Below are 21,256 nucleotides of genomic sequence, written 5' to 3'. Positions count from 1 at the left end.
TTCCGCCGTAAACCTTGTTGCATGCTAACGGGACGCAGAGGCACCCTGCAACATAAATGCGCGAAACTGTGGCGACATCCAGCTGCTGAAACCCTCTTTATCTTTGGTAATCAGATAGACCGCCAGCTTTTCCCGCAGCGCCAGCGCTTTGGCTTTTTCGGTCCCCAGCACCATCAGACCGGTATCCCAGCCGTCTGCTTCCAGCGCGGTCGTGGCGATAACGGTCACAGAGACCAGACGGTGTTCAATGGGCTGACCGCTTTGCGGATCGATGACGTGCGAAATGCGTCTGCCGTCCAGCTCGTAATAGTTGCGGTAGCTGCCTGACGTGCTGATGCCATGCCCCTGTAAATTGACCAGCGCCTGCACAGCGTTCTCACGATCGGTGGGTTTCTGAATCGCCACCCGCCAGGTTTTGCCCGCAGTATTACGGCCACGCGTCAGCACTGCGCCGCCAACCGAGACCAGATAGTTATGGATGCCCTCCTTTTCCATCAGGCGCGCCAGATGATCGGTAGCGAAGCCCTCTCCCATGGTAGAGAGATCGACATACAGCCCCGGCAAATCTTTCTGCAGATAAGCACCGTCGGCGCGTTCAATCACCTGCAAATGTTGCAGGCCGGTCAGCGCTTTCGCCGCATTAATCTCCGCCTGCGACGGCGTATGCAACGGCTGTTTATCCGGACCAAAACCCCACAGATTAACCAGCGGCCCCACGGTAATATCCATCGCGCCCTGGGTTAACCTGCCGATACGCAGCGATACTGTGACGATATTGGCCATCTCCTGGCTAATCGGCTGCGGACTGAGGTCATGAGATTGGTTAAAGCGCGACAGTACGGAGTCCTTTTTCCACGTTGACAGCTCGTGGTCATCCTCGTCCAGCTGCTGCTGAATTTTCGCACGCAGCTCCTCTTGTCGATCTGCTGACACGCCCGCCAGGCTAACGCGCCACTGGGTTCCCATGGTTTTACCTGTCAGCACCAGCCCGTTATCCGTCGGCGTCTGCTGCCGTTCACAGCCCGTCGCCAGCAATCCCAGCAGCATTACCGCTGCCAGCGCTCTTTTTTTCATTGCTTTCATCTTCATCTGTCGTTGTATTGTTCGGCGAGGCGGCACTGCGCACGACGCACCGTGGCGGCACATTTTGCCCCATTTCTGCCCAGGCTATGTTGACAAATGTGCCTTAAATCCGGATTAACGGGCAAAACAAAGCTGGCACGAGATGTGCTTCATTCAGGCAGGTTAACGCTATTAGGGGAAATGCATATGCGCTATGCAGGCTCGCGCCAACAGTGGATCTACCGCCTCCTGGCCTGTTGCGGCTTTACGCTTGGCGGCATGGGGTTTGAAGGTATGTGGGGAGATGCGCTGAAAATGACGCCCGACGCGCAAACCAGCGAGGGTTCTGCACCCTCATAAAGCGAGGCGTAAAAAAGGCGACGCTGAGCGTCGCCTTGCAGAGAGCGGGAATAATCAGAACTGATAAACCAGGCCCAGCGCCACAACATCGTCGGTGTTGATGCCAGCTGCGTCGGTAAACTCGTTGTCATCCAGCAGGTTGATCTGGTAATCAACATAGGTAGACATGTTTTTGTTGAAGTAGTAAGTCGCGCCTACGTCGATATACTTTTTCAGGTTCTGCTTGCCGTAACCCTGAATATCTTTACCGCGTGAGGTCACGTAAGCCAGAGACGGACGCAGACCGAAGTCGAACTGATACTGCGCAACCAGTTCCCAGTTGTCTGCTTTATCAGCAAAACCGTAGGCTGCCTGATCGTCGTCGCCGAAACGGGTAGCGTTATAAGAACGGGTATACATCGCCGCCAGGTAGATGTTGTTTGCGTCATATTTCAGGCCGCCGGTATAAGCTTCCGCTTTGTCGCCGTTGCCAAGAATCGCGCCGCTGTTCTGGTAGTTAGTACGGTCAGACTGGAACATTGCCGCACCCAGGCCCAGGCCGTTGCCCAGGTCATAAGTGGTGCTCAGGCCCCAGCCGTCGCCGTTCTGCGCCACAGCTTTACGGCTGCCAACTTCTTCCGGGTTGCTGTCGTTTTTGCCCTGGTACTGTACGGCAAAGTTCCAGCCGTCAACCAGGCCGAAGAAGTTGTTGTTACGGTAGGTAGCTACGCCGTTAGCGCGCTGGAACATAAAGTTGTCTGCACCGTAGGTATCGCCGCCGAACTCTGGCAGGACATCGGTCCATGCGCCGATGTCGTAAGCTACGCCGTAGTTACGACCGTAGTCGAACGAACCTGCGTCACCAAATTTGATACCGGCAAAGCCAACACGCGTATAAGAATCTTCGGTGCCTTCGTCTTCGGAATGGTTCAGAGCAACCTGATACTCCCACTGGCCGTAGCCGGTCAGCTGTTCAGAGATTTGGGTTTCGCCTTTAAAGCCGAAACGCAGATAGGATTGGTCGCCGTCGCTGCCGTCGTTGTCAGAGAAATAGTGCAGACCGTCCACTTTGCCGAACAGGTCAAGCTTGTTGCCGTCTTTATTATAAATCTCTGCTGCGCCTGCGGAGCCTGCTACTAACAGCGCCGGGACCATCAGGGAGAGAATATGACGTTTCATTTTTATTACCCTCTGGTTATGTGCCTTATAATTGCCACTGCTTACCGAACGTTTATTTTTCAGTCGGCAGCTCATTGTTCAATCGCCAGAAGTAATAATCCATAAAGAAAATGCTACTAAATTTCCAAAACTGTTTCGTTATATTTTATTTTTACCCGAAAATGTAAATTACGGGGAACTTTTAAACAGCACAGAGCGTTAAAAAATAGAGCACTATTTGATAAGAAATATCTTTATTACACGTTATCAGTGAGTTAAAAATAACCGTCGCATCAGCACTGAATGATAAAAAATTTCTTATCCAGGGTTATAAAATAGATCCCGCTATCATCATTTTATTTCATTATTACCTTCATTCACCCTGAATGAGCTGTTTTACCCTTATATTCCGCCGGACATTGACTGTCCGGCTTTTTTTTATCAATTTTTAACCAGCGCCCCACCACAAGCGCGCCAGCTGATAACTGGCGGTTATCCGCCCCTGTTCAGTTACAAATATTTTTTAAACCACTCTGTCTGAACGCGAATAACCTGCTGAAAATGTGCGCCGGTATAGATATCGTAATGACGGGCATCGGCCTGCTCATACAGTTTTTTCTCCTGAGCGCCAATTGCGGCAAATAAAGCGCGGCCCTGCTCCGGTGGATTAACCGTATCATTTTCGGCAATCACCACCAGCGAAGGGCATGTGACCTGAGCGGCAAAAAGAGCAGGTTTATATTGTAATGTTTCGCGCACCGTCAGGAACGGAATTTTAATATCCATCTTCGGATAAAGTGCACGGTTCTCTTCAAAGAAGGCTTTGGATTCGGCATCGCTTAATACGCGGTTGACGCTCACCATCATCTCTTTACCGCTATTTCTCTGCTTTTCAGCCATTTTATCCAGCGTGGCAATAAAGGCGTTTTTCTCTTGCTCATTCATTTGGCCGCTAACGATCGCTTCACCATCGGCAAAGGCCAGCTGGCTGACAATACATTTAATTTCCGGTACTTCCGCCGCCGCGCCAAAAACATGGCATCCGCCAAAAGAGGTTCCCCAGAGACCGATGCGTTGTGCATCAAGCTCTGGCTGCTGCTGAGCCCAGCGCACCACTGAAAGAATGTCAGCAATCTGCATTGCAGGGATCAGGCGGCCCCGCTCACCGTCACTGTCGCCAAATCCACGGTAATCAAAGGTAATAGCCGCGAAACCGGCCCCGGCAAAGGCTTCGGCAAATGCCGGCAGTAGAATTTCGCGAATGCCGCAGAAACCATGACACAAAACGATAACCGTTTTTTTACCTTCACCGCTGGGTTTGTGTAGCGTAATAACAATACCGTCACCATTTTTTTGCGTTAAAACATCCATTAACTTATTTCCTGTATTTATTTAACCTGATACGCACGTTTTACTTTTTAACAGCGCGCACATTATAAAACGGGAAAAGAGTAAACTCTGAGAGACTCGTCTGGGTTATTTCTTACGCCCATTATTTTTTGCGTTGTGTCACAAAAAATAAGCTACGGCGCTTAACGTTCACGCATCGCTTCGTTAATTTTATTTAGCGGTTTAATTAAATAATCCATTACTGATTTTTGACCGGTTTTTATCTCTACATTCGCGACCATGCCAGGCAAAATTGGAAATTTACGGCCAGCGCGATTAACCAGCTCCGCTTTTTGCGTGCGCACGTAAACACGATAGTAGTACTGATCGCGCTTTACCTCATCCTGCAGGGTATCCGGGGAAACCGTTTCCACTTCGCCATCCAGATCGCCATAAATTGAAGAGTCGTAGGCGGTAATTTTCACTACGGCAGGCAGGCCAGGGCGAATATAGGCGATATCGCGCGGGTTAATGCGGGTTTCAATCAGTAGCTGATCCTCCAGCGGCACAATCTCCATCAATTTACCGCCCGGCTGCAACACGCCTCCAACCGTGGTCACCTGAATATCTTTTACAATGCCGCGCACCGGGGATAACAGCGTGGCACGCGTCAGCTGATCCTCTTTGCCGGTCAATCCCTGTAGCTGGGCGTCCAGCTCGGCATTATTTTTGACCTGTTCTTCGCGCGCGCGCACCGCATATTCATTACGCGCTTCGTCGATTTTGCCGCGCAGTTCGCTCACCTGACGACGCAGACGGATCACTTCCACCTCGCCCGCCGCCCCCTTCGCCACCAGCGGCGCGGTCATGCGTAACTCTTCCTGCACCAGCTTCAGCGACTGCTGCAGGTTGTTGACGGTTTCCAGTAGATTACGGCGTCGTGACTCATAGAGCTGCGTTTCACGCGCTACCAGTTCCGGCTCACGTAGCGTTTGCTCGCTAAACTGCAGCGGCTCGCCGGTAAGCTCGGCGCGTAATCGCTCCGCTGAGGCACGCAGAGTGCGTACTTTTGACTGCGCCTCGCCAAAACTGGACTGAAAGCGGGTTGGATCGAGCCGCGCCAGAACCTGCCCTTTGCTGACAATATCCCCTTCATGCACGTTCAGTTGGTTAACGATACCGCCGTCAAGGCTCTCAATCACCTGCGCCCGGCTGGAGGGCGTCACCTTGCCGGTGCCCACCGTGACTTCATCGAGAATAGCGAAATGCGCCCAGACCAAAAAGATTACCAGCGCCACGCTGCACAGCCAGATAATCAGCGAGGTACGGCGTTCATGGGTTTTTAACTGGCGATCAACCGTAACCTGCGTCATGCGGCATCTCCTTTGGTTGGCTTCGCCGTGCTGGCGCTACGCAAAATGTCATCGCGCGGGCCATCGGCGACAATACGACCGTTGTCCATCACCACAATCCTGTCCACCAGCTTTAACAGCGCCGGACGATGGGTTACCAATACCAGCGTGCGTCCGCTTAGCCAGCTTTTCATTTGCCGGATCACATGCTCTTCCAGTTGTTCATCCATCGAGGCGGTGGGTTCATCCAGCAGCACCACCTGCGGCTGACGCAGGATCATACGGCTGATAAGCACCATCTGCCGCTGACCGCCGGAGAGGCCACGGCCACCCTCGTTAATAATACGATCCAGGCTGGCGGCATCCTGCTGTACCAGGCTCAGTGCGCCGCTGACGCGCAGCGCCTGCAGCATCTCCTGCTCGCTGGCGTGCGGATTGCCCAACATCAGGTTTTGCCGCAGGGTACCGAAAAACAGCCGGGAGTCCTGCGACAGCCAGCCCAGCTGACGCCGCAAATCAACCGGATCGATACGACTGATATCCACGCCATCAACAATCACCTTGCCCTGCGTTGCTTTTGCCTGTCCCGCCAGCAGCTTGAGCAGCGTCGATTTTCCGGCGCCAACCTTGCCCAGCAGCGCGATGCGCTCGCCTGGCTTGATCTGCAGCTGTCCGATGTTCAGCACATTTTTGACATTTTCATCATCGTAGGTGTACTGCACGTTACGCAGATCGTAATGACCGGTCAGCGTCGGGCAGTGCGCCATCTCACCCTCTTCCGGCTGATCGAGCGGCTTTTTCAGCAGCTCATCCAGCCCTTTCATCGCGCTTTTGGCATGCTGCCAGCGTGAGAAAATCATCGTCAGCTGCATCAGCGGCGCAATGGTGCGCGAGGAGAGCAGACTGCTGGCGACCAGCGTGCCGGTGGTGATATCGCCCGCCAGCACCAGATAGGTGCCGTATACCAGCATGCTCGCGTAGGTCAGTTGCTGTACCGATGAGGCCCAGCCGGTGAGTCTCGCTCCCCACAGCCGCTGTTTCATGCCGATAGCGGCGCTCACTTCATGCGTCTGCTCCCACTGGCGCTGGAAATAGGGCTCCGCCTGTAGCGCTTTGATATCCTCTACGCCCTCAATGGTTTCCACCAGCACCGCATTACGCAGCGCTCCTTCGCGCATCCCTTCCTTCGCCAGCTTTGCCATCGGGATCTGCACCAGCAGGCCGGGGATCACAATCAGCGGGATCGCCAGCAGCGGAATGATCACCAGCGGACCGCCGATAAAACCCATGATAAACAGGAACAGAATAACAAACGGCAGATCCGCCGCCGCGCCGACGGTGGTGGAGGTCAACAGCTCGCGTACCTGATCGATCTCACGCAGCTGCGAGATAAAAGAACCGGTGGATTTTGGCCGCGCTTCGTTACGAATATTCATCGCTCGCGCGAACAGCATGGAAGAGATCTTGAGATCGATGCGTTTGCCCATCAGATCGGAGACCTGGGTACGCATCAGACGGATCAGATATTCAATCGCGGCGGCGATCAGCACGCCGGCAAATAGCACCCACAGCGTCGGCTCCGACTGCGCCGGGATCACGCGGTCATAAACCTGCATTGAAAACAGGATGCCCGCCAGCGCCAGCACATTACCCACCACCGAGGCGAGAGAGATTTCAGCGATGCGCCGCCCCATGCCGCGAAAGTTTTTCCAGAACCAGTGCTCCTCATACGGCCGCACAAACTCATCAATGCGCGCATCACGTGCGCGCGCCGCCACGCCGGGCACCGCCACCTGCTGCTGACTTTGCGCCAGCAGCTCTGTCAGATCGCTTTCACGCACCACATCGCCGCCATCGCTCAGCCAGTAGCGCGCGCGTCCTTCAGCATCGATCGCCTCGACCACCGCCACGCTGCCGTTATCCAGCAGCAGGATCACCGGCGTCACCTCCTGTCGCCAGCGTAACTTTTCACGCGGCGTCATGCTGAGATGCAGGCCCAGCAGCCCTGCCAGACGCTCCAGCTGTTTATCAGACGGCAGATGCTCAAACCAGCGCATCTGCTGACGCAGCGTTTTACCATCGGCGGGCTTACCGAAGCGGGCGGCAACCCGCAGCATCGCCGCGATCCAGTTATCGGTAGAGGTGGTCATAGTCGCTGCCTTATTCATCTCTGTTACCTGCTTGCTAATTCAGTGAAGGCAGACGCTCGCCGCTCTGCTTTTCGCGGTCGATGCCCATCATATCCAGCAGATTGTCCACCGCTGCCGCATAGCGCACCGTAGCATTCCAGCCGTCATACAGCGCGGTGATGCGCATGCTGTCAGCCTGAAATACATCCTGCTCGACACTGAGCAGATCGTTGAGGCTGCGCTTGCTGAGCCGGTACTCGTCCGCATAAACCGCACGGGTGTGCTCTGCGCTTTCCAGCTGCACTTCTCCCGCCTGCTGACGCTGCTGCGCGCCGATCATGTCAGCGTAGGCGGTGGAGGCGTTCTGGTTAATATCGAGCTTGGCGCGCTGGATTTCCGCCTGTGCCGCCTGACGCTCCGCCTCAGCGGAGCGGGTGCGGGCATCGACCAGCCCGCCCTGATAAAGAGGAGCATCTACCCGTAGCTGCAGTTCATCATCCCAGTAAGATCGGTTGTCGTTTTCATAGCGGGTACGTCCCGCCTCCACTTTAACCGTGGGCCAGTGATTCGATGCCGCCTGATTAACCCGCTCGCGGGCCGCCTGCTGCCTGGCCTGCGCGCTGCGCACCGCGGCGCTTTTCTCATAGGCGATACGGTCCAGCGTTACCTGCTGCTGTAACAGCGATTCCGGTAGCTCTGGCAGGTTATCGGAGATGACGCCGGTGAGTACCGTAAGCTGCGCCTGCGCCGAACGCTGCTGAGCACGATACTGCTCCAGCGTGGCACGCATCCCGGCCAGACGCGTGCCCGCCTGCAGCACGTCAGACTGCGAATTCAGGCCGGCATCGGCACGCAGTCTGGCGATGTCACGCACATGCTCCAGCGAGGCGATATTTTTCCGTGCAGACACCACCAGCGCCTGATAGCGCTTCACTTCCAGATAGGTCTGCAGCGTATCGGCGGCAACGGTGGTCATGGTATCGAACAGGGCAAAACGGTAGGCGTCAGAAAGCGCATGCTGCTCATTGATCGCTCCGCCGGTGCGCCCAAAGTCATACAGTAGCTGGCTAAGCATCACGCCGCCGGAGGCAGTATTGTTCAGGCTGCCGGAGGAGTTAGTCTGATTCGATCGTCCGCCGGTCGCCTGCAGGGAAATCTGCGGATACCAGGCGCTTTTGGCGGCATCCAGCTCCGCCTCACCCACATTGATCTGTGCAGCGGCTTGGGCAATTTGCGGATTACGGGCGAAAGCGCGCAGAATCGCTTCACGTAGCGTGAGCGTGGCGATGCGCTCCTCAGTAGGTGCGGCACGCCAGTTAAATTCAGCTTTCGGCTCTGAGGCCGCCCAGGCAGGGGAGCTGGCCGGATTACACAGCACGCCCAGACAAAAGGAGACAAGGAGTTTACGCATGCGGCTCTGTTGACCTGTTTTATCCATTTTAGCGAGGTGGATGCCAGCTCCCACCCGTTACCTCATTAATTTTGTAAAGGATAACACCACGAACTATTTCAGAGTTCCATTGATTTTATTAATGTAAGATCACATTTTTATGCGCACCGCTTTCACAAGTTTGTTAAGAAGCCGCTAAAAACAGGTCAGGTTAACGTAATTCAGGGGAAATCGGCGGCATTACGCCGCCGAACACATTAAGAAAGCAACTTTATAAATCAGATAAAAGATTAACCCTTACTGAACCGTAAACTTACACCACCGGGTGCAGGTGCTGCTGCTGCAGCGTATCGGCCAGCGTGGTTTCTGCCGGCGCGGCATAAACGGCCTCGTGCTCCTGCATATCACCCGGCGCGCCTGATGCCGGGCTATACCACATATCCGCTGGCGCGGCGGGCAAGGCGATCTCTGCTGATGCAAGATCGACCGGTTCGCTGGCTGCGCTCGGCTTTTCTGCGGCAGTATTCTGCTGGGCCTGGCTGTCGGCGGATGTCAGACGATCGAGCAGCGCGCTAACCGGGGAGGCCTCGCTGTGCTGCAGTCCCAGCGCCGTTGCGTCCAGCGCATCCGTTTCCACTGCCGCGCTATCGCTTATGGCCGCCGCGCTGACCATATCATCCGGGGTCGTATCGGGTTCGGACGCCAGGCTGCCCAGGGTAGCTACGCCATCATCATCAACGGTAATGATCTTCGCCTCTACGTAACGCACCGGAATCGGCTCCTGGTACCAGTCAACATTATCGGACAAGGTGGCGATAACGGTATAGCTGCCGGGCGTCAGCGCCTCGACATCGCTGGCCGGAATTGTTACCTGCCAGTGGTTATCATATCCAAGCCCTTCCGGCCCAGCCCCGGAGGTGGTGGTATAGGTTTTACCGTTCAACTGCACCGTTACCGTGCCGCCGATGCCCAGCCCTTCCCCGGACGATTGTGATGAGCTGATAATCAGATCCTGGTGTTTCTCATTACCGCTCAGATGCTCATCACCGCTGATAGAATCAAGTCTGAAAGTCATAGGATAGTGATAGGCATAACCCAACCCGCCTATTTCAATCTGCCGCGAGTCGGCAAACTGGTTGCCATCTTTATCCTGATAGCTAACGGTGGCGTGCGTGGAGTCGCCATTCCTCAAACTGGGCAATCTGTCAACGTATACGCTCCATAGCCCATCGCTGGTCACCACTCCCCTGTAAGTTTGATCGCCCACCACCAGCTTAACGGTGGTGCCTGCCGCAAGATGTTCCGCATGACCGGTCACATACTGCGGGGCGGCAGTCTCATAATAATTAACGTCATCGTCGCCAAAGAAAGGGTCCATGCTTAGCAGCGGCGTTTCATTGCCTGCGCCCTGGTTTGTTAATGTCAGAGTTTTTGCGACCTGGTTAACGCCGCTTCCCGACAGCAGCGTGGCGATCATCGTGACATGCCCTTCCAGCGGCAACGCCTGCAGATCCTCATGCGGAATGGTCACGACCCAGCGGCTGTCATTAGTGGTTTTGGTGCTGTAGGTGTGTCCGTTCAACGTTACCTGCACCTCATAGCCGCTGCCGATAAAGCGCCCGGAACCGGAAACCAGTAAGTCGCCGCCGCGCTCGACCGCGCTCAGCACATCATCGCCGGTCACTTTATGCACAAACAGGGCTGGCAGCTTCGACGTCGAGTTGACCAGGGAAAACTCGGTGTGAGCGCGATGCTCTACGCCTGCGGTATCGGTATAATCCGCCCTGACGTTCACCTTGCCGTTCGGGATCGCGGCGATATCACGCTCTGGCACGCTGACATACCACATGGCATCGTTGCCCAGCGTGCCGCTGTAGATTTTACCGTTCAGGGTAATCAGTACCGTATCGCCTGGCGCACCCTGGTACGCATAGCCGGAAATCACCGTGTCATTGCCATGCTCGCTGCCGGAGACTTTGTTATCTTCAGAGATCGGGTTAAACACCAGATCCGGATCGACAACAGTGAAGGTTTTCGTCTGGGTGCTGTTAATGCTCTCCGTGCCGTTTAATGTGGCGTTGATGGAAGCCACCACGGTATAGCTACCCGGCGCCAGCGCCTGCACATCGCTGGCGGGAACGGTGATCTGCCAGTGGTTATCGTTGTCGCCGTCTGTGCCCACTACCATGCCGGTATAGGTTTTACCGTTCAGGGTGACGTAAACCGTCTGGCCAAAGGCGATATTCTCACCCGAGAATCTGGACCCGGTAATGATTAAATCATTCTGTGTTTCCTGCCCGTCAAGTTTGCCATCAACGCTGATAGTATCAATCTGAAAACCCATCGGATATTTATAGGGATAGCTGGTAGGAACCAGATGGATTTCCCGGCTGGCGGCCACCTGGTTGCCCTCGCTGTCCTGCCAGCTAACCACGGCATGAGTAGAGTTGGCGTTGCGCGCGTTATACAGCTGTTCAACCTCAACGCTCCAGACGCCATCGTCGGTAACGGTGCCATAAAAGACTTTATCGGAGACGGTCAGTTTGATTTTGCTGCCTCCCGGAATATGGGTGGCGTGCCCGGTAATAAAGGTAGCGCCGCCGATCTCATACAGGCTGATTGTGTCATCTGCTGATACGGGATCGATGCTCAGCGAAGGCGAGGCTTTCCCTTCCCCTTCGTTATTCAGGGTCAGCGTTTTTGCCACTTGCGCGACGCGGCTCCCCAGCCCCAACGAGGCCAGCAGGGTAATATTCCCTTCCGGCAGTGCCTGGACATCTTCGCTGGGGATGGAGAGGGTCCAGCGGCTGTCTTTGGTGGTGGTGGTACGGTATTCATGACCATTGAGGGTAATGGTGACTTCACGGCCTTCGGTGATGTTACGTCCCCAGCCGGAAATCAACAGATCGCCGCCGCGCTCAACCGCGCTCAGCACATCGTCGCCGGTGACCTTATTCAGAAACAGCACCGGTCCGGCAACGCCTCCGTTGCCAGCCTGCAGGCTAAACTGGCTGCTGGCATGATGCAGCGCCCCCGTGTTGTCGATATGCGTCACGCTGACCGATACTGTGCCATTGGGGATCAGCGCAATATCGCTTTCCGGCACGCTGACAGACCACATGCCATCGTTGCCCAGCATGGTGCTGTAAGTGGTGTTGAACAGCGTGACGTTAACTTTATCGCCCGGATTGCCGCTGCGGGCGTAACCGGAGATCACGGTGGCATTGCCATGTTCGTAGTAGTCTACGCGGTTATCAATGGAGATCGGGTTAATGCTGAGCGTCTCCTCAGCTGCGGCGCTGACCAGCAGACTGCTTTGAGTACTGGCAGGTTCAACGGCATCAGCGGAGGCAGCGCTGGCGGTTGTCGGGGCAGCAGGCTCGGCGGCGTCAGCGGGGGTGGCAAGACTGGTTTGCAGCGTAGCGGCGGAAAAAGGCATCGCAGCGGCAAGCCGTTGCAGATTAGCGATGTTGGCCATAAATATCTCCTGTGGTACCAGATAAAAAAATGTCGTACGCAGTCGCATCCAGCGGCACAGGCCGGGATGGATTGCACAGGGTTATTTCTCCTTCATTACCTGACAGAAAGGTCTGGCGCGCACCGGAGCTTATTCAGCTCAATAACAAGGATGAAAAGGCTAACTAAGAAAGGTTAGTTACCATCATGCGCGAACAGATATAAAGAAAAGAGACGGGCGTAGCATCTCGAACCACTTATCATACCGATTAACAGAATTAATTGTTGGCACCAGGCAATCACGGTGCGTTTTTCAGTCGCACTTCGCTTGTAACTTGCTAATAGCCTGTAATAAAACGATGTTAAACAGGCTTGCCGTTGGCCTTATTCACCTTCGTTGCCGCTTACAGTCGTGCCGTTCACCTCTGATAATGAAATGTTATTTTAGGATTCCGCCTGGCCTTTGCCACGCTGCACTTGTTTGGTGCCGCGACGTTAAACCGCTACGCCAGTAAAACCAGGCCAGAAACCATAATCTGTACGATAATCTTTCTGTTCCCAGCGCTCTGTGCCTGCTTTTACGGCATTTAGCCAGGAACTTTCCTGAAAAAACGGGCTAAAGAAGAAAATAAATTAACAAGTGCGAAGTTATCGTTTAATAACCTTGCTGGCGCAGTCTGGCTGTAGCGCCATCCTGCCGGGATGAAACGCTGCTCTGCCGGTTGATTTTGTGTTAAAAAGGAATCCCTTTGCGCATCATGGATACTGACCAATGACCTCAGCGGATGTTGAACAGACACGGAAAAGCCAGCCTGCCGTGCAGCTGGCGACGCGGATCATTTTTCTGATTGCGGGTATCGGCGTTTCAACCTGGGCACCGCTGGTGCCATATGCCAAATCGCGCCTGGACGTTAGCGATGCGGCACTGGGCGGTCTGCTGCTGTTTCTCGGCCTTGGCTCGTTGATTGCCATGCCGCTGACCGGATCGCTGGTGGGCAAACAGGGTTGCAAGCGCGTGATCGTCTGCTCATCCCTGATTGTGATACTGATGTTGCCTTTTATGGCGACGCTCTCCTCGCCCGTTACGCTGGCGCTGGCGTTGATGCTGTTCGGTGCCGCGATAGGCACCCTGGACGTAGCGATGAATATTCAGGCTGTTGAAGTTGAGAAAGCAGCTGAGCGCACCATGATGTCCGGTTTTCACGGTTTTTATAGCATCGGCGGGATTGCAGGCGCCGGGCTGGTCAGCGCACTGCTGTGGCTGGGATTGTCGCCGCTACAGGCGGTGCTGACGATGCTGCTGTTGCTGCTTCTGCTATTGCTGGCCAGCCAGCGCGGGATGCTGACGGAGCGGATGCATCAGCAGGATACCCCCTTGTTTGTGGTGCCGCGCGGCTGGGTGCTGTTCCTCGGTGTGCTCTGTTTTATTCTGTTTCTTACCGAAGGCGCAGTGCTGGACTGGAGCGCCCTGCTGCTGACGCAGGAACGCAAAATGCCCGCCGCACAGGCCGGGCTGGGCTACGCGGTCTTTTCCATCGCCATGAGTATTGGTCGTTTGACCGGCGACCGGATCGTTAACCGCTTCAGTAACCGTCTGGTACTGGCGGGCGGCTGTCTTTGCGCTGCGCTGGGCGTGCTGCTGCTGATTAGCGTTGATAACGTGACCATTGCGCTGCTGTCGTTTTTACTGATTGGCTTTGGCGCGGCTAATACGGTACCGATCCTGTTCAGCGCCGCCGGGCGTCAAACTGTGATGCCGGTAAATATGGCGGTTTCCGCCATGACAACCATCGGTTATGCCGGTATTCTGGCAGGTCCGGCGTTAATCGGTTTTGTGGCTCACGGCTTTGGCCTGGTGACCGCGTTTGCTGCCATCGTGGTTCTTTTGGTGGCGGTTGCTGCCAGCGCACGGCTGGTAACACGTTAAATGGTCAGGTACCCCCTTTCATCATGATGTACAAGTTTCCTTTATCTTCCAGCAACGTTACGCGTTTTTTCGTGATGTTTATTCTGCTGCTGTTGCTGGCGCTGGGCTTTATGGTCCATAACGCGGTTAATGCCTGGCTGATGGAAAAACGCTATGCCATGGCAGATATTACCCGCTCGGTGCAAAAACGCATCGATACCTATCGCTTTGCGACCTGGCAGATTTATGAGAACCTGGCGGCCAGCGCGGCCGGAAGTACTCCCTCTGCCAGCCTGCAGGAAACCCGGCTGCGTCCTGACGTCTACTATCTGGAAAAGATGCGGCGTAAAACCGAGGCGCTGATCTTCGGCTCGCACGACAGCAGCACGCTGGATATGACGCTGCGTATGTCTAATTACCTGGATACCCTGTGGGGTGCGGAAAACAGCACCTGGTCGATGTATTTTCTTAACGGGCAGGATAATAGCCTGATTTTGATCTCTACCCTGCCGCTGAAAGATATGGCGACGCGCTATAAAGAGAGCGCCATCAGCAATATCGTTGATGCGCGACGTGCAGAGATGCTGCAGCAGGCTAATGCGCTGGATGAGCGCGAAAGCTTCTCGCCGCTGCGCCGTTTCGCCTGGCAAAACGATCACTATTTTACCGTGCGTACCACCTTTAATCAGCCCGGCCATCTGGCTACCGTGGTTGCGTTCGATATGCCGATTAACGATCTTATCCCGCATAATATGCCGCTGGAAAATTTCCAGCTTAAGCAGGATGTTGTTCTGAGCAGCAGCACGGATAACGAAGATGAGTTACAAAATACCCGCATCACGCTCAATAATCCCAACATAGAGATCGCAGCTTCGCTGCCCAGCACGCCGCTGCAGCTGATTTATCGTATCCCGCTGAGTACGCTTGCTTTAGATACGCTGCGCAATTTGATGTGGCCGCTGATGGCCAACCTGCTGTTGCTGTTAATGTCGCTGGCTGGCTTATTTTTGCTACGCCAACAGTCGCTGCGTCCGGGAGAAAATCAGAGCGCCGAGCTGGATGCGCTGCGTATGCTTAACGAGGAGATTGTCAGCAGCCTGCCGGTTGGCCTGCTGGTTTATGACTTCGCCAGCAATCGCACCATTATCAGCAACAAAATCGCCGAACACCTGCTGCCGCATCTGAACCTGCAGAAGATCGTCAATATGTCCGATCAGCATCAGGGCGTGCTGCAGGCGACGGTTAATAATGAAGTGTATGAGATTCGCCACGCCCGCAGCCACCATTCGCCACATACGCAGCTGTTTCTGATGCGCGATCAGGATCGCGAGCTGCTGGTAAATAAAAAATTGCAGAAGGCGCAGCAGGTACTGGATCGTAATCATCAATTGCGTCAACAGCTGATGCAGAATCTTGGTCATGCGCTGCATCGTCCGCTGCAGCAGGTTGTGGCTCAGTTGCTAACGCTCAGCGAAACCAGCGATGACGACCGTGCGCACGACGCGCTGGAAAATAGCCAGGCGCTGGCCCGTCTGGTGGATGATATTGTGCTGCTGAACCGACTGGAAACCCATGACTGGGCACCAGATGCCGCCTCATTTAATCTGCAATCGCTGCTGGATGAACTGACGCTGGAACTCCTGCCGCTGTCACGCCGCAAAGGATTGACGCTGCTGGTACGCAACCACCTTAACAGCGATGAGATGCGCTTTGGCGACAGTCGCGCTATTTATAAGGTGCTGGCCACCCTGCTCCACTATTCGCTAACCACCACCAGCTGGGGCAAGATAACGCTGGAGGTCGATTCGCCTGCCGATCGTCCCGATCGTTTGAATATTCAGATTGTGGATACCGGCGCGGGTCTGACGCGCGACGAACTGGGCAATAATGATTTCCCGTTCCTTGGTGAAACCACTGAGGATCGTTTTGGGCAGGCTTCCGGCCTCGCCTTTTTCCTGTGCCGTCAGCTGTGCAAACAGATGGGCGGTCATCTGGAGATTCTGGCCCGGCCAGATATCGGCACGCGCTACAGCATTTTGTTGCATGTGCCGCCGGAACATCAACAGCAGCAGGAAGAGAAGCTGCTGGAAGATGTCATTATGCTTATCGACATTGCAGTAGATGACATTCGCAAAATCGTCACCCATCAGTTAGAGAACTGGGGTGCGAAGTGCATTACGCCGGATGAACGTTTTGCCGGCCAATCGCACGACATCCTGATCACTGACGATCCGGCGCGGCTTTCGGGCTGGTCGTTGTTGCTGACGGATAATGAACTGGGCTTTACCGTCCTGAATGAACAGCAGTATCGGGTTAACTTTAACCTGAGTAGCGCGTTGCAGGATGCGCTGTTACAGCTAATTGAGAAACAGCTATCTCAGGATATGTCGCCTGCCGGAGAAGATGAAGAAGAGGAAGCCGTTCCGCTTATCAGCGGGGGGTACTACCAGCTATTTGTCGAGACAGTACCGGAAGATGTACAGAGACTGTATACTGAGGCGTCGAACAGGGATTACGCGACGCTTGCTCAGACAGCGCATCGCCTGAAAGGGGTATTTGCCATGCTTAATCTGGTACCCGGCAAGGAGCTTTGTGAACAGCTGGAACAGCACATTAAAGCGAGTGACGATTTAAACATCAAAAATACCACCAGTGACATTGACGCTTACGTCAATCAACTGCTGCAGCAAGGTAACCAATAAGATGAATAATTTGAACGTAATTATTGCCGATGACCATCCAATTGTTCTGTTTGGCATTCGTAAATCTCTTGAACAGATTGAATGGGTCAACGTAGTTGGTGAGTTTGAAGACTCGACAGCATTGATTAACAGCCTTTCCAAACTGGACGCCAACGTCCTGATCACCGATCTCTCCATGCCTGGCGAAAAATATGGCGACGGCATTACGCTGATCAAATATATCAAACGTCACTATCCGGATTTGTCGATTATCGTTCTGACCATGAACAATAACCCGGCAATCCTCAGCGCCGTGCTGGACCTGGATATCGAAGGCATCGTACTGAAACAGGGTGCGCCGACCGACCTGCCGAAAGCACTGGCGGCACTGCAGAAAGGGAAGAAATATACCCCGGAAAGCGTGGCCAAACTGCTGGAGAAAATCAGCGCCGGCGGCTATGGTGATAAACGCCTGTCGCCGAAAGAGAGCGAAGTATTGCGCCTGTTCGCTGAAGGCTTCCTGGTGACCGAGATCGCCAAGAAGCTGAACCGCAGTATCAAAACCATCAGCAGCCAGAAAAAATCAGCAATGATGAAACTGGGCGTTGATAACGATATTGCGCTGCTGAACTATCTCTCTTCGGTCAGCACTACCGCCCCGATGGACAAAGAGTAAGCCTCAATAACGCGTCACGGAAGACGCGTTATGAATGAAGCTCTGCTACCGCCATGGTAAACATCAGCGGCGTCTCCTGTTCATTGGCATAGCTGTGTGGCACATCCGTGCGTGCGATCGCCGCCGAACCCGCTTCGATAATTATCCTGTTTTCCGCCACCGTTAATGTTAGCGTGCCCTGCCCGACATAAAACAGTTCAGACGTGCCGACAGGATGACCCGCTGAGCTAAAGATTTCGCCCGGTTGCAGAGTCCAGCGCCAGAGTTCAATCATGTCAGGTCCCGAGGTGCCCGCCAGCAATTGAGCTTTTCCTCCACTTAAGAGGGTGGCATGACGTCGATCGATCCGGTGGTGGATATTTATAATGCGATCAGTATTCGCTATGCGGTGCCGGTCGGCGGTGAAAACCTGGCGGCCTATCATGGCCAGCCTCGTTTAACCATTGCTGACGGCAGTGAACCTTTCGATACAGTGAAGGCGGGCGAAGCGGCGACCGAATTTCCCGAGCCGGGTGAAGTTATCTGGCGCGACGATCGGGGTGTAACCTGCCGTCGCTGGAACTGGCGTCAGGGCGTAAGAACCCGACTGGACAGCAATGCGCAACAGATGTGGTTTATTCTGGAAAGCCTGCCGGTAATGCCGTTATCCGCTCTGCAGGAAGCGGGCGACAGGCTGATTACTTTGTTAACGCAGTTGATGCCGGGAATGAAAGCGCAAAGCCAGCTGATTACGCTGGATCATGGCCTGCTGCCCTGAACAGGAACGGGTTAACAGAATGCCGCCAGCGTTTCAGAACAGCAGCGTACAGGCTGATGATTAAACATGAGAAGCCGCTGAGGCGGCCTTCTTTTTACAGCGCGGCGTTTAGTTTTTTTGACATTACACGCCGCGCACTTTTCTGACGCGCTCAGCATAAATAGCCAGCGAGGTTTTTAACGTATCGAGCGTAACCGGCTTCGATAAACAGTTATCCATGCCCGCCTCTATACAGCGCTGCTTCTCCTCCGCCAGCGCGTTGGCGGTAACGCCAATAATCGGGAACGTTTGTCCCAGCTGGCGTAAGCGTTGCGTCAAACGATAACCATCCATATTTGGCATATTGACGTCGGTCAGCACAATATCGATTTCGCTGCGGCTAATCACATTAAGCGCATCCACGCCGTCCTGCGCCGTTTTCACCCGATAGCCCAGCGAACTAAGCTGATCGGAAAGCAGCATACGGTTGATAGGATGGTCGTCCACCACCAGAATCAGGATATCGTGATTATCCACGCCTGGCTGCTCCGGCACCGGCAACGATGCCAGACCATCCGGCACTTCAACCAGCACGCTGTAAATTTTGCCCAGCAACGCTGGCAGTTCATGCGGCATCGCGGTGCTGTGGATCCAGCGTCCGGGTTTGACCTCATACGGCACGTCAATGTGCGCGCCGTCAAACAGGATGATCGCGCGCACCGGCTGTTCTGGCTGGAAGTCGTAATCAGTAATAATCACATCATCCGCCCGCCATTGCTGGTCGTTAAGGCGCTTAACCTGAATCCCGTGCGCCTGCAACAGCCGCGTCATAAAGGCAGCCAGGGCATCGTTACGCAGCGCCAGCCAGATCTGCTTATCTTCCAGACCTTCATGCAGCACCGGCGCCATCACCTGACTGTTGTAGAGCGGGATACGCACAATAAACTGACTGCCCATACCCGGTTCAGATTCCACTTCAATGTCGCCATCCATCATATTGATCAGCTTTTCACAGATCGCCAGCCCAAGGCCGGTTCCCTGAAAATTGCGCTGCACCCCGGTACCCACCTGAAAGAAAGGATCGAACAGCCGGGTGATCTCCTTGTTGGCGATGCCGACACCGGTATCACGCACGCGCACCGCCAGGTAACCCTCGCGAACATAGGCATGGAGAATAATGCAGCCGGTGTGGGTAAATTTGATGGCGTTGTTGAGCAGGTTGGAAATCACCTGCTGCAGGCGCATCGGATCGCCATCCAGCGCAACCGGCACGTCATATTCAATAAAGCAGTAAAGCGTCAGACGCTTTTTCACCACCAACGATAAATAGTTGGCGGTGATATGCGTAATGATCTCGCGCGGCGCAAAAGGACGCGGTTCAATTTGCAGCTGTTCCGACTCAATTTTAGAGAAGTCGAGGATGTCGCTAATGATTTTCAGCAGCAGGCTGGAAGAGTTGTTCATCGCTGTCACCAGCGAATCCACCCCTTTCGGCAGCTGTTTGGTTTGCAGTAGATCCAGGTTGCCGATAATTCCATACAGCGGCGTACGCAGCTCATGGCTGACGGTTGCCAGGAACATTGACTTAGACTGGCTGGCCTGCTCAGCCGCCTGCGCCATCTCCTGCAGCGACTCTTCCATTTTCACGCGCGCGCTCACATCCACCAGCACACAAATTGCTACGTTTTCATTGCGATAGCGTGAATGCACGAAACTGATCTGCAGGTTGGTATTGCTGCCGGTCAGCAGATCGACAAAGTTAACCTGCTGGCCGCTGATGATTTCCGTTAGCTTCTGGCGATCTTCCTGCGTCAGCATGGTGAGATAGTTATGTGCCAGCTCATTACTCAGAATATTGGTGCCGTCACGGGTGCGCAGAATACAGATGCCAACCGGCGCGGAAGCCACAATTTTCCGGTTAAACTGCTCATGCTCTTCCAGCCGGTGCGCATTTTCCTCTGCCGGCAGGAACATCCGGCGCTCAAACAGCCAGGCCAGGGTAAAGAGAATAACCGCGCTGATCAAATTCAACAGGATGGCATTAATCATTAACAGCTTAAGCCGATCCACCAGCACATCGGTCGGCACTGAATAGATAATGCTTAGATTAGAGGGATGCAGAGTCTTCTTCAGCACCAGCTGTTTATAGTTATCGACATAGCCAAACCAGGCTTTCTCATCAGGCACCTCATCAAGCGAGAACGCGACGCGTCCCCGGTTGGAGGAGAGCACCGGCTGATTGGCCTCATTCACCAGCGTGGCGGTTACCGGCAGGCTGCCCGGCGTGACAAAATCATCCAGACGGATATTTTGTTCGATGCCCAGCAGCGCCTCCAGCTTGTTGGCGATATAGATGGGCGTAATCATATAGAAATAGCCGACGCCAGGCTGCCCGTTATTGCTCACCCAGTAGAGGCTGCTTTTGCGCTCGTCCGTGCTGCTGTTGCGATAGCGCAAAATGCGCTCGTTCAGGGTTTTTACCGTGCGCTCGCGATCGACCGAACCGTTGCCGATACCAAAATCGGCCATACACAGCCCTTCGCCGCCGATAAAAAACACCCGGTTCAGCTCATAGGCGGAGGCGAAATTGGTTTTCCAGTAGTTCAGAAAATAGCTGAGTGATTCCAGCGAGCTGCGCCAGGTATTGCTCATGGCGGAACAGTTTGAATTGGCGACCAGCGGAGAAAACTGCGGCAGCGTGACTTTGCCGGGAAAGACGCCGTTCAGCACGTCAGTGCCGTTGGCGCTGTTGTTCAGTCGGTTTTCGGCAATATATTTTAGCTGGCGGGTAATATCAGCGGAGTGACGCACGTACCACTGCGCCTGGTCATAGTTAAGCGTAAACTCCTGACGCACCTGCGCTTCTTGCTCATGCAGAATGCTGATAACGTAGAAGGCCGTTAACAGCGCACCCAGCGACCAGAGCATCAGCGCCAGCGCGCGAAACAGGTAGCGGGAAATCCTTAGCGTTGTGCGAAACGAAACGAGATATTTCAAGGGAAAGCCCCGGCGCAACCGCCGACAATAATTAAAATTTTTTGA

Annotated in this window: 12 protein-coding genes and 2 pseudogenes; 5 read left to right on the top strand and 9 right to left on the bottom strand. The window is 54.5% G+C overall.

Annotation, left to right across the window (positions count from 1 at the left end; translation table 11 throughout):
* Positions 1 to 24: 24 nt before the first annotated feature.
* Positions 25 to 1,074, bottom strand: coding sequence for an FAD:protein FMN transferase ApbE (gene apbE, locus B1H58_RS13835; protein WP_085071066.1), 1,050 nt, complete (start codon positions 1,072 to 1,074; stop codon positions 25 to 27).
* A gap of 195 nt (positions 1,075 to 1,269) precedes the next feature.
* Here apbE and B1H58_RS20650 point away from each other — a divergent pair, with 195 nt between their 5' ends.
* A complete protein-coding gene (locus B1H58_RS20650; protein ID WP_157130178.1) occupies positions 1,270 to 1,422 on the top strand; it encodes a hypothetical protein in 153 nt (50 codons plus the stop codon).
* A gap of 54 nt (positions 1,423 to 1,476) precedes the next feature.
* On the opposite strand, the gene ompC is transcribed toward B1H58_RS20650, so the two are convergent.
* From ompC to B1H58_RS13805, 6 genes are all read right to left on the bottom strand, one after another.
* Entirely contained in the window at positions 1,477 to 2,580 is a 1,104-nt protein-coding gene (gene ompC, locus B1H58_RS13830; protein WP_085072320.1) for a porin OmpC, read from the bottom strand.
* A gap of 489 nt (positions 2,581 to 3,069) precedes the next feature.
* Complete coding sequence (uilS, locus tag B1H58_RS13825) at positions 3,070 to 3,930, bottom strand: UilS family quorum-quenching N-acyl-homoserine lactonase (protein ID WP_085071065.1); 861 nt, start codon at positions 3,928 to 3,930, stop codon at positions 3,070 to 3,072.
* Positions 3,931 to 4,091: 161 nt separating this feature from the next.
* Complete coding sequence (locus B1H58_RS13820) at positions 4,092 to 5,261, bottom strand: beta-barrel domain-containing protein (RefSeq protein ID WP_085071064.1); 1,170 nt, start codon at positions 5,259 to 5,261, stop codon at positions 4,092 to 4,094.
* Positions 5,258 to 7,408 carry a type I secretion system permease/ATPase gene (locus B1H58_RS13815; RefSeq protein ID WP_237172395.1) on the bottom strand — a complete coding sequence of 717 codons (2,151 nt, stop codon included), beginning with the start codon at positions 7,406 to 7,408 and terminating at the stop codon, positions 5,258 to 5,260. Before B1H58_RS13815 ends, B1H58_RS13820 begins: the two co-directional genes overlap by 4 nt.
* Positions 7,409 to 7,424: 16 nt before the next feature.
* Positions 7,425 to 8,780 (bottom strand): TolC family outer membrane protein, encoded by a 1,356-nt coding sequence (locus tag B1H58_RS13810; protein ID WP_157130177.1) that lies wholly within the window; start codon positions 8,778 to 8,780, stop codon positions 7,425 to 7,427.
* A 292-nt stretch (positions 8,781 to 9,072) separates the two neighbouring features.
* Complete coding sequence (locus B1H58_RS13805) at positions 9,073 to 12,237, bottom strand: hypothetical protein (RefSeq protein WP_085071061.1); 3,165 nt, start codon at positions 12,235 to 12,237, stop codon at positions 9,073 to 9,075.
* 750 nt (positions 12,238 to 12,987) lie between these two features.
* Here B1H58_RS13805 and B1H58_RS13800 point away from each other — a divergent pair.
* The 3 genes from B1H58_RS13800 to rcsB are packed head-to-tail and all read left to right on the top strand — an operon-like array spanning position 12,988 to position 17,478.
* Positions 12,988 to 14,142 carry an MFS transporter gene (locus B1H58_RS13800; protein WP_085071060.1) on the top strand — a complete coding sequence of 385 codons (1,155 nt, stop codon included), beginning with the start codon at positions 12,988 to 12,990 and terminating at the stop codon, positions 14,140 to 14,142.
* A gap of 23 nt (positions 14,143 to 14,165) precedes the next feature.
* The gene (gene rcsD, locus B1H58_RS13795; RefSeq protein ID WP_085071059.1) at positions 14,166 to 16,823 is read left to right on the top strand and encodes a phosphotransferase RcsD; all 2,658 of its coding nucleotides are present in this window, start codon (positions 14,166 to 14,168) and stop codon (positions 16,821 to 16,823) included.
* Position 16,824: 1 nt separating this feature from the next.
* Positions 16,825 to 17,478, top strand: a complete 654-nt coding sequence (gene rcsB / locus B1H58_RS13790) for a response regulator transcription factor RcsB (protein WP_085071058.1) — start codon at positions 16,825 to 16,827, stop codon at positions 17,476 to 17,478.
* A gap of 28 nt (positions 17,479 to 17,506) precedes the next feature.
* Here rcsB and B1H58_RS13785 read toward each other — a convergent pair.
* Positions 17,507 to 17,794 (bottom strand): annotated as a pseudogene (locus tag B1H58_RS13785) (cupin domain-containing protein); the annotation flags it as partial.
* Positions 17,795 to 17,800: 6 nt separating this feature from the next.
* Here B1H58_RS13785 and B1H58_RS13780 point away from each other — a divergent pair.
* Positions 17,801 to 18,235: pseudogene (locus B1H58_RS13780) on the top strand (B3/B4 domain-containing protein); the annotation flags it as partial.
* Positions 18,236 to 18,358: 123 nt separating this feature from the next.
* Here B1H58_RS13780 and rcsC read toward each other — a convergent pair.
* Positions 18,359 to 21,211 carry a two-component system sensor histidine kinase RcsC gene (gene rcsC / locus B1H58_RS13775; RefSeq protein ID WP_085071055.1) on the bottom strand — a complete coding sequence of 951 codons (2,853 nt, stop codon included), beginning with the start codon at positions 21,209 to 21,211 and terminating at the stop codon, positions 18,359 to 18,361.
* Positions 21,212 to 21,256 lie beyond the last annotated feature (45 nt).

This window comes from Pantoea alhagi (genome assembly GCF_002101395.1).
Taxonomy (GTDB): Bacteria; Pseudomonadota; Gammaproteobacteria; order Enterobacterales; family Enterobacteriaceae; genus Mixta; species Mixta alhagi.
This window is presented reverse-complemented; position numbering and strand designations above follow the sequence as displayed.